A 9,640-nucleotide genomic window follows, 5' to 3' on the forward strand; every position below is an offset into this window, starting at 1 on the left:
GACCGGGGGTGGCCGTGTCGGCGGCGTTGTCCACCGGGGAGTTGCTGCACTGCCCTGGGCTGCGCCCCGGTGAAAAGACCCGGCTGGTCCGGTTGCAGCGCCGCCTCGCCCGAGCGAGGCGGGGGTCGCAGCGGCGGGCCCGGCTGGTCGGGCAGATCGCCCGGGTGAAAGCCCGGGAAGTGGACCGGCGTAAGGACTGGGTGGAGAAGACCAGTACCGTGCTGGCCCGCCGGTACGATCTGATCCGCGTGGAGGCGTTGCTGGTTGGGGCGATGACCCGGTCGGCGAAGGGTACGGTCGCCGAGCCGGGGCGCAACGTGCGGCAGAAGGCCGGGCTGAACCGGAGCATTCTCTCCCACGGCTGGGGGCTGCTGGTCGCCTGGTTGGAACAGAAGGCTCCCAGCCGGGTCGAGAGGATCAGTCCTGCCTACACGTCGCAGACCTGTAACACCTGTGGGGTTCGGGATGGGGAGGCGCGCGAGAACCAAGCTGTCTTCGGTTGCCGGTCCTGCGGGCAGCAGGCGAACGCCGATGTGAACGCGGCATGCAACATCGCCCTGGGGCATCAGTGGGCAACCACGTGGGTGACTGCGCGGGGAGGCGACGCCAACAGGCGGCCTGGGAACCGCGAACCCCAACACTGCACACCTCCTCTCCCGGTGGACGTGTAGATGTTGGAATCCTCCGCGTTCACGCGGAGAAGGATGTCAAGTGGTTCCCGCCACGGTGAAGTCGTCGACGGTCCTACCGTCTGATCCAATTCTGATGGCCGAGCGGTACCTGACTGCCGGCGGGGGCATCGCGGCCGCGGCCGACCACATCGAGAAGCTGCATCCCTGAGTGCGCGCCCACCGGATCGTAGAGCCCCGCCCAAAGGTGGTATCGCGAGGGCTAATTGGGCTGAAAAGCGAATATTCTGCATGTTAGTGTCCAAATATTCGCCATTCGGTGGGATGCGGTCTCCGATCGGACGGGAGCGGAAGGAAGAACCTTTGCCCGATGACGGTGGCGTCTGCCTCGTCTACCTCATGGAACGTGCGGTCAGTGAGCTGCGCGCCCTGACCGGGGTGGATATCGCCTTCGCGGCGAGTGTCGATTCCGCTTCCGGACGGCTGATCGTGCGATGCCAGGAGGGAAACCGGACGGACAGTCCGCTCGGCCCCTCGGCGGCCCCCGGTCTCGGTCTCGGATGGCAGTTGATCGGACGCCGCCGCGATCAGTGCCGCCGCGATCGATGCCGCCAGCCGCGTCGCCGCACTCTTCGAGATGTACCTCGGGGAGCGACGGGCCGGCGGTGGCACCACCGGCCCGGGACTCACCTGGCTGTGCGCGCTGCGCGACTCCCTGCATGACATCGCCGAACTCAGTACCGAGCCGGTGGTCCAGAAGAGCATCGCCGACGTCGTCGCCCGACTGGGTCGTGACTATGTGCCGGCTGCGCCGAGGAAGCCCCCCATCCGTTTTCCTTACCTCTCGCGAGCTGGAGGTCCTCGGCCTGGGGGCCGTCGGGCTCTCGAGCGCGGAGGTGGCCCGCCGGTTGAATATCGAGGAGTCCACCACGAAGTCCCATCTCACCCGCATCATGCGTCGGCTACAGGCCCACAACCGCACCGCCGCGGTGCGCGCGGCCCGGGAACTCGGGCTCCTGCGATGATTCCCCAGGCTCCCGAGACCCCGGAAGGAGATGGCGCTGTGCACGATCGGTCACTGACGATTGGCGATCACGCCTTCCTGGCCTTCACCCGCCGTTTCCCCGGCGAGTTCCTCAACGTCGGCACGCTGTTGTATGTCGGCGGGCCACCACTGGATCTCTCCGCTCTGCGGGCGCATGTCGCCGACCGGCTCCGCGCGGCGCGACCTCTCACCGAACGACTCCACACCATCGCGACGCCTGCGGGGGACCACCGCGGTGGCGGCCCGCGGGCCGAGCGGAGCTCCCTGCGATGGGCCCCGCGCGGCGATGTCAACGTCGACGACCACGTGGTCGTCACCGCCGTGCGGGAGGGGCCGGGCGACGACGGGCTGCGTCGCACGCTCGACCGGCTCGCCTCCCAGCCCGTCGACCTCGGTCGACCGCCGTGGATGCTCCACCTCCTGCGCGGGCACTCCGCCGACGGCACCCTGGTGCTGTACCGGGCCAGTCATGCCCACCAGGACGGCGGCGCCCTCTACCGGGCGCTGTACCTGCTGTTCGGCGAGGGCGAGGAGACGGGCGTGGCCCTGCCGCAGGCGTTTCCCGCCCCTCGGCCGGGGGACTACCTGCGCCTCGCCGGTCGCAACCTGCAGGGACTGGCACCCACCCGCGCCCTGGCGGCCTGGGGGGGACCGGCCCGCGGACCGGCCCGCCACACCTGGGCGACGACGGACCTCGCCGCGCTCAGGCAGATCGCCCGCCGCCATGCGGTCACGGTCAACGATGTCTATCTCGCGGCCCTCGCTGGCGCGATCCGGCAGTGGTCGCTGCCGGAATGGCATCGACCTCACCGATCTCACCGACCTCATCGACCCATCCACGCGCTCATGCCCATCAGCATCCGGACCAGTGCCGAACAGGAGCTGCTGTCCAACTTCACCACCGGGGTCCGTATCGCCCTGCCCTGCGGCGAACCCGATCCCGGCCGGCGGCTCGCCCGCGTCGCCGCGCGCACGCGCCGGTTGAAGCGGGGCGGCGGCCTGGGCGTGGTCGAGCGCCATCACCTCGCCCTCGCCGAGCTGTCCCCCCGTGCCTCGCCGCGTTTCCTCGCCCACGCCGCCAGCTCGGGCTCCCGCACCCGCGAGGTCGCCCTCGTCGCCTCCAACCTGGGGCACCTGCGCTGCCGACTGGCCGTCGCGGGGCGGCCGGTGACCGGGCTGGCCGGGATGCCGCCGCTGTTCGTCGGCCGCCAGCACCTCTCCGTGGCCCTGTTCGGCTACGGCGAGCATGCCCACATCACGTTCACGGCGAGCGCCAGCGTCCCCGGCCATGAGGCCCTGGCGGACCTGTGGCTGGCCGAACTGGAGGTGCTCGCGGAGCTGGCGGGCCCCCGCCCGCGTTGACAACTCCGGCTCTCCGGCTCTCCGGGGTACGGGCGCTGAATCTCGTGAGGTTCAGCGCGCCGCGGGAAGGAGGTCGCTGACGTCCTCGCCGGTCATCATCTTCGCGGGCAGCGTCAAGTCCCAGTAGTCGGTCCACCGGATGATCCGACCGTCCCTGACGACGAAGGCGCCCATGACGGGGACACCCTGAATGCCGCCGGGGTCCGGATCATGTCGAGGCGTTCGGTCAGGACGACGTCACCGTCGGCCGCGAGGGTGAGGGCGAGGACGCGGTACTCGTAGGAGTCGGGGAACACCGCGAACTGGCCGGCGAGGTTCTCCACGATGGCGGCGGCGCCGATCGTCGCCGGCGTGCCGACGTTCTGGTAGACCGCATCGGCGGCGAGGAGCGGGCGGAGGCGACCCGCGAGGCTCTGATCGCCACCGCTCGGCGGCTGTTCGTCCACAAGGGCTACTTCGCCACCGGCACCGAGGAGATCGTCGCGGCGGCCGGAGTGGGCACCCGCGGAGCGCTCTACCACCACTTCGCCGACAAGCGGGCGCTGTTTCTCGCCGTCTTCGAACGGGTCGAGGAGGATCTGCTCGCCTCCGCCGGGGGCGCCGACACGACCGGGGATGCGCTCACGCTCCTGCGGGGCGGGCTGCTGGGTTTCCTCAACGCCTCGCTGACCCCGGAGGTCCAGCGCATCCTGCTGATCGACGGGCCCGCGGTCCTCGGGTGGCAGCAGTGGCGGGCCACCGAGAAGCGCTACGGGCTTGGTGCGATCCGCGCTCTGCTGGAACGCGCCGTCGCCGAAGGAAGCCTGTCCGCACAGCCGCTCGACGCGCTTGCGCACATCCTGCTGGCCGCGGTCGACGAAGCCGCTCTGTTCATCGCCAGCGCCGACGACCCGCCCGCCGCCAGGGAACAGGCCGTCACCGCCGTCGAACGTCTGCTCACCGGGTTGACAACGGGTTCGTAGCCCCTCTCGTCGCCTCCGGCCAGGCGCGGCTCGAGCCGGCACCGGACCATCTCGGCGAGGATAAGGCGCCCCGAAAACTGCCGTCAACACCGTTCACTGCGCGGCCGGAGAATGGTACGTTGCCGCCGTGATCACGGACCGGCACAGCTTGGCAGGCGGCGGATCGACCGGGTTGGACGTGGCCCTGACCGATCCCGCGTTGCGGGCGATCGAGCCCACGTTCGGCGCCGGCGTGCTCTGCCCGGCTGTCCACGCGGCGCTTCACCGCCTCGACCTCGGGCTCGACGACGTCGCGGTCGTGAACCTGGTGACGCGCAGCGCGCCGCTGGGGCCGGCGCCGGCCGACGTGGTGGTCGCGACCTTCTACAACGTCAATCCCCGGCTGGTCGACAGTGTCATTCCCGCCGTGTGGCGCAAGGCGTCACCCGAGGCGATCCTCGCGGCGCAGCAGGCGGCGTTCGCGCCGGTGCTCGCCGCGGCGCTCGCGCCGATCGACCCGGTGGAACTCGGCGAGCTGGCCGAGCTCGCGCGTGCGGCCGGCGAGGCCGCCGCGGCGAACCGGGAGGGCCGTCCCCTGCTCGCCGGCCTCGCGTCGCTGCCCTGGCCGCGCGGGGATCATCTGGTGATCTGGCATGCCGCGAAGGTGCTGCGCGAACACCGGGGCGACGGGCACATCGGCGGGCTCGTCATCGAAGGGCTGCGCGGGATCGACGCGCTCGTCGTCCACGCCGCCTACGAGGGGTGGCCCGGGGAGCTGCTGCGCGACTCGCGACGCTGGGACCCGCCGGCCTGGAACGCCTCGGTCGCGAGCCTGCGCCGCCGGGGTTGGCTGACCGAGGCCGCGACGCCGGAGCTGACGGTGGAGGGTCGCCGCCGGCGGCGCTGGATCGAGGATCGCACCGACGAACTCGCGGCGCTGGCCTACGAACCGATCGGCGACGCGGGCATGAACCGCATGATCACCCTCGGCGCCAAGGTCGTGGCCGCGCTCGGCGACGCCGGCCTCGCCACCAGGCTGCGCCGCCCCGTCGCCGGGTAGCGGCCGGCGTGGAGCCCTGAGACCGTGCCCGCGCATCGGGATTCGACCAGGATGGATCCCGGCGCCTCGCCGAGGCGTTCCTGGAAGGGAGAGCCATGAGTCAGGATGAGCGGGTTCGGGCCTGGTTGGAGCGGGAGCTCGACGGCACCGTCGTGGCCTTCGAGCGGCAGGAGCGGTGGCGCGCGGCCTGGTTCGCCGATCTGGCGAGCCAGGGGGAGTTACGCAGGTACTACGTGCGCGGCCACCGCGGTGGCAACTTCCGGGAAATGATCACTCTTGAGCAGGAAGCCGATGTCAACCGGGTGCTCCACCGGTACGGCGTGCCCGTCCCACGCGTCCACGGGATGATCGACGACCCGCCCGCGATCGTCATGGACCGGCTGCCCGGCCGGGTCAACCTCGCCACCGCGCTCGACGACGGCGAACGCGACGCCGTGCTGGACCAGTACGTCGACGCCATGTGCCGCATGCACGCGATCGACGTGGGGGAGTTCGGGGCCCTCGGGCTGCCCGTCGCGGCCGACAACCGGGCCGCGGCGCTGAGCATGTACGCCACCGGCGAGCGCAACTACCGCCGGGCCAAGACCGCGCCCAGCCCGATGATCGAGTTCATGTGGCGGTGGCTGTGCCGCAACGTCCCGCCCGGGCGCACGCAGCGGGGGCTCATCCAGGGCGACTCGGCGCAGTTCCTGTTCGAGCAGGGCAGGATGACCGGTCTGATCGACTTCGAGGCCGCCTACATCGGCGACCCGATCGCCGAGTTCGCCGCGATGCGCAGCCGTGACTGCGAGGAACCCCTCGGCGACATCGCCCGGATCGCCCGTCGCTACGAGGCCGTCACCGGTGAGCGGGTCGACCGCGACGCCGTGGAGTTCCACACCGCCGGCTGGTCGCTGATGACCCCCTTCCAGTGGGAGGACTCCGTGCGCAACCCCGCCCCCGGGGACAGCTGGCTGGAGTACTTCACCTGGCTCGTCGGCTGCGGCCGCTGGGCGCTGGAGGCCATCGCCGCGGTCGCGGGCGCGCCGCTGCCCACCGTCGAACCGCCCGCGCAGCGCCCGTCGTCCTACTCCAGCGCCGCCTACACCAACCTGATGGCGCTGCTCGACGAATGGCCCACAGCCAGCGCCTACGAGGGCTTCCGCGCGGACAGCGCCCGGGCCGTGACCCGGTTCGCCGAGCACGTTCACGCCTTCGGCGCCGACCTGGAACGCGCTGACGTCGAGGAGATCTCCGAGCTGCTCGGCACCCGCCAGCCGGATCTCGCCACCGCCGAGGCGGCGCTGGAGCAGTTCGTGCTGCGCGCCTCCCCGGACCTCGACGCCCCGCTGGTGCAGTACTTCCACCGCTGGACGCAGCGCCAGCAGTTCCTCATCGCCGGCACGGGTGCCCGGCACGAGAAGCTCATCCATCTGAGTCTGCAACCGCTCACCGGCGACGCCTGGCGGGCCGGTGCCAGCTTCGGGAGGCACGCATGACCTTGCACGTTGACGGCGACGGGCCGTTACTGCTGGCGGAGCTGGCCGCGGTGATGCCCGCCGCGCCGGCGCTCGTGGACCGCCTCGTCACCGAGTTCGCGCCCACGGCGGCCACCCTGGCGACCCCGCAGGCGTACTGGGTCGGGTTCAACGGCTGGCTGACCGACCGGCTGTCCGGCCCGATCATGCAGGGCACCGTCGCCGTCGACGACGTCGGCGAGCAGGCCTGGGCGATCCTCGCCTCCAGCTACTGGGGCGGCATGGAGCTGCGCGAGCACTGGGGGATGCCGTCGGTCATCGAAAGGCTCGGCATCGCCCTGTCGCCGCCGTTCGCGGAGGTCGAGCAGGGCATTGTCGCGCAGATGGCGCAGCGCCTGGCGGCGTTACGCGGCGGCGGTGAACGCTGCCTGGAGATCCTGCCCGCGATCCTGCGGGAGGACGCCCCCTCCGGCCCCGTCCACGGCATCGCCTACAACGCCGGGGTTCAGGTGGTGAAGACCGAGGACCCGCCGATCGGCCAGCGCCGCCCGCACCGGACGCCCAGGCCCTCGGCGGTGCGCATCAACGCACGCCATTTCCTGCGGGTCGACTACGACCTGCCGACCCCGGACTATCTGAAGGTCTGGCGCTCGGCGTTCGAGCGGGCCGTCGCCGCGAACCCGGACGCCTACGAGAAGGTGATCCTCGGCGAGGAAACCCAGGCCGACCTGCGCGACATCTGGGCCCGCGCGGTGGCCTTCGGGAACACCACCTGGGGCGGGGACGCGCAGGATGTCTGGACCGATGCCTACTTCGACGAGACCATCCGCTGGAGCTCGATCCTGACGTTCGGGATGGAGGCGGCGGGCCTGGCCGCGTTCGTCGCGCTGATCAACCAGGACCCCGCGGCGGCCACGATTGCGGTCCTGTGCAACACGCTCTACCTGGGCGCCACGCCGGGCTGGCTGATCGGCCTGCTCGACACCGGCGCCGCCCTGCCCCGGATTGCCGGGGGACAGGACGCCAGAACCCGCGACGAGTAACCGCGCCACCCGTCCGAACCCTGAGTCGAAGGTGATCTGGCGGATTTTCTCGACAAAGGCGGTCCCAGATCCGGATCGTCCGATCCCCGACACTGACGATCTCCGAGCCGGCCGGGGTGACCGCCACCGCGTTGACCGGGCCGGGATGGCCCGGAGGTGGCCGGACGGGGCGCGTTGCGTCGCATGCGGCCACAACTGTCAGGTGAGTAGGTCGGGCTGCTCTTCGATGATGATTTCGTAGAGGGCGTCGAAGGCCCAGCGGTCCGAGTCGCCGCTGCGGCCCTGGCCGGCGGTGAAGCTGGCAATTTCGTGGTCCAGCAGTCGCAGTGGCCCGGCTGCTGCGGCGATGAGCTGGGTCCTCGCGGCCCGTTCGGCGGCGATGTACCGGTAGGCGGCCGCTTCCACGCTGGGGCCGACGGTGAGTAGGCCGTGGTTGCGGAGGATCGCCAGTTTGTGGGGGCCGAGTGTGGTGGCGATTTTCCGGCCTTCTTCCTCGCTCAGCACGACCCCGTTGTACTCGTTGAAGATGACGTGGTGCTGGTAGAAGGTGCAGGCGTCCTGGGAGATCGGGTGCAGGGGTTCTCCGAGTGCGGCCAGGGCCCGGCCGTAGGGCGAGTGGGTGTGCGCGGCGCCGACGACGTCCGGGCGGGCGGCGTGGATCTGCGAGTGGATCGCGAACGCCGCGGTGTTCAGTGGTGGTTGCCCTGCCACGATGTCGCCTTTTGCGTTGACCAGGAGCAGGTTGGACACGGTGATGCGGCTGAAGTCGAGGCCGGCTCGGTTCACCCAGAAATGGTCGGTCCACTCGGGGTCGCGGGCGGTGATGTGGCCGGCCAGGCCCTCGGCGAGGCTGAGCTTGGCGAAGATCCGGTATGCCGCTGCGAGTTTGCGCTTGCGGTGTAGTCGCTCTTCGGGGACTGTGCGGACCGGTACCGGACGGGGCCATTCGCCGCCCTCGGCGGGGGAGACCAGCCCGGCCCAGGGGCTTGCCCGCCGGCCGTCGGGCGCCGCACTGTGGGGCACCGTGGCGTCGGACGTCCCGGCCACCGAGTTCGTCGAGTTCGCCGGGGCCGTCAGGGCAGGGTCATGGGTGGAGAGCGTCATATCGGTTTGGTCCTTCCTTCTCGATGACTGGCGGGAACCGGCCTGGCGCGGGCTCACCAGGTCATCGCCGGCGCCCGGAGTGAAGGCGCGTCGCGAAAAGCCCTCCCGGCCGGAAGGGCTTACAAAGAGGCATTCCCGGGGCGCACGATGCCCACCGGACGAGGTGGAGGTGGATCGGACTCGACGACGGCGCGGGTGGGTGGGGACGGTGGCTGTCGAGGTAGACCTGCACCAGGCGCGGGTATCGGCGGTTCGCCGCCGGAGCATGTGCGCGCCGCAACTGTGCGGCAGGGTCGAATCCATTGTCAAGCTTCCCGGGGGGAACAGTGCAGCACCTCGGTGAGCTGGGAACCCACACCCGGACCACGGTCCGGCGTCATCGACGGACCTATTGTAATGTGATTTGTGTCACTCCATTTTCCCACTTGACCGATCGACAATGCGGGGTCATGTTGGGGACGTGTTGACGATCGCCTCTCTGGCCAGGCGCGAGCACATCGACCTGTTGCGAGTCACCTCCGCGAGCTGTCCGGCTCGTCGCGGCTGACGCCGACACCCAACGCCCGGTCAGTTCCCGACCAACCCGTAGCCGACGGCCGTCCCGACGGATCCTGCGCGCCGGGGAGGCTCCGCCTGCGCTGGAAGCAGGGGCGGGTCACCTCGCCCTGGCCAGCTCGCCGCGTCCGCCCGAGGTTCCCCAGCACCCGCCCGCGGCGCGATGCCGCCCGCCGCGTCCCGCGGACGGCCCTCGCCGCGACCCCGGGACCAATCCGGCCTCGCCTGCGCATCCGGCCCCCCATCCGCATCCGGCTTCCGACCAGACGAACCGACAGGGAGCCGGCAGTACCCGACCGCTATCACCCTGACCTGAATCACCCCGATCGAAGGGACAGACAGTGACTACTGTCGTCGAGGTACCCGTTCAATCGTCGTTGGCTGTGCGGCCGTTGCAGCCCACCATCGGCGCGGAGATCGACGGTGTCGATCTGAGCCGGCCGT

10 protein-coding genes and 1 pseudogene are annotated in these 9,640 nt (G+C 70.8%); 8 read left to right on the forward strand and 3 right to left on the reverse strand.

From position 1 onward, the window contains the following. The 4 genes from NBZ85_RS21940 to NBZ85_RS21955 form a co-directional block, all read left to right on the forward strand. Positions 1-671 (forward strand): RNA-guided endonuclease InsQ/TnpB family protein (locus NBZ85_RS21940; RefSeq protein WP_261562516.1); only part of this gene is annotated, 671 nt, incomplete at its 5' end. Positions 672-711: 40 nt separating this feature from the next. Then, positions 712-840 (forward strand): hypothetical protein, encoded by a 129-nt coding sequence (locus NBZ85_RS21945; RefSeq protein WP_261557857.1) that lies wholly within the window; start codon positions 712-714, stop codon positions 838-840. Between the two features lie 586 nt (positions 841-1,426). Further along, positions 1,427-1,654 carry a response regulator transcription factor gene (locus NBZ85_RS21950; protein WP_261557869.1) on the forward strand — a complete coding sequence of 76 codons (228 nt, stop codon included), beginning with the start codon at positions 1,427-1,429 and terminating at the stop codon, positions 1,652-1,654. A 38-nt stretch (positions 1,655-1,692) separates the two neighbouring features. Next, a complete protein-coding gene (locus NBZ85_RS21955; protein WP_261557856.1) occupies positions 1,693-3,036 on the forward strand; it encodes a wax ester/triacylglycerol synthase domain-containing protein in 1,344 nt (447 codons plus the stop codon). A 113-nt stretch (positions 3,037-3,149) separates the two neighbouring features. Here the strand turns inward: NBZ85_RS21955 and NBZ85_RS21960 are convergent, their stop codons facing one another. Then, entirely contained in the window at positions 3,150-3,482 is a 333-nt protein-coding gene (locus NBZ85_RS21960) for a limonene-1,2-epoxide hydrolase family protein (protein WP_261557855.1), read from the reverse strand. Between NBZ85_RS21960 and NBZ85_RS21965 the strand changes: the two genes are divergently transcribed. The 4 genes from NBZ85_RS21965 (at position 3,471) to NBZ85_RS21980 (ending at position 7,537) form a co-directional block, all read left to right on the forward strand. Continuing rightward, positions 3,471-3,998, forward strand: coding sequence for a TetR/AcrR family transcriptional regulator (locus tag NBZ85_RS21965; RefSeq protein ID WP_261557867.1), 528 nt, complete (start codon positions 3,471-3,473; stop codon positions 3,996-3,998). The genes NBZ85_RS21960 and NBZ85_RS21965 overlap by 12 nt on opposite strands. A 127-nt stretch (positions 3,999-4,125) precedes the next feature. Then, positions 4,126-5,037, forward strand: a complete 912-nt coding sequence (locus tag NBZ85_RS21970) for an SCO6745 family protein (RefSeq protein ID WP_261562517.1) — start codon at positions 4,126-4,128, stop codon at positions 5,035-5,037. Between the two features lie 95 nt (positions 5,038-5,132). After that, positions 5,133-6,515, forward strand: coding sequence for a phosphotransferase (locus NBZ85_RS21975; RefSeq protein ID WP_261557853.1), 1,383 nt, complete (start codon positions 5,133-5,135; stop codon positions 6,513-6,515). After that, entirely contained in the window at positions 6,512-7,537 is a 1,026-nt protein-coding gene (locus tag NBZ85_RS21980; protein ID WP_261557851.1) for a hypothetical protein, read from the forward strand. Before NBZ85_RS21975 ends, NBZ85_RS21980 begins: the two co-directional genes overlap by 4 nt. A 73-nt stretch (positions 7,538-7,610) precedes the next feature. On the opposite strand, the pseudogene NBZ85_RS33300 reads toward NBZ85_RS21980, so the two are convergent. Together NBZ85_RS33300 and NBZ85_RS21985 are read right to left on the reverse strand one after the other, a co-directional pair. Beyond that, positions 7,611-7,730, reverse strand: a pseudogene (locus tag NBZ85_RS33300) (hypothetical protein); the annotation flags it as partial. 5 nt (positions 7,731-7,735) lie between these two features. Then, a complete protein-coding gene (locus tag NBZ85_RS21985) occupies positions 7,736-8,641 on the reverse strand; it encodes a class II aldolase/adducin family protein (RefSeq protein WP_261562518.1) in 906 nt (301 codons plus the stop codon). Positions 8,642-9,640: the final 999 nt, after the last annotated feature.

It is taken from the genome of Frankia tisae (assembly GCF_025403405.1).
Taxonomy (GTDB): domain Bacteria; phylum Actinomycetota; class Actinomycetes; order Frankiales; family Frankiaceae; genus Frankia; species Frankia tisai.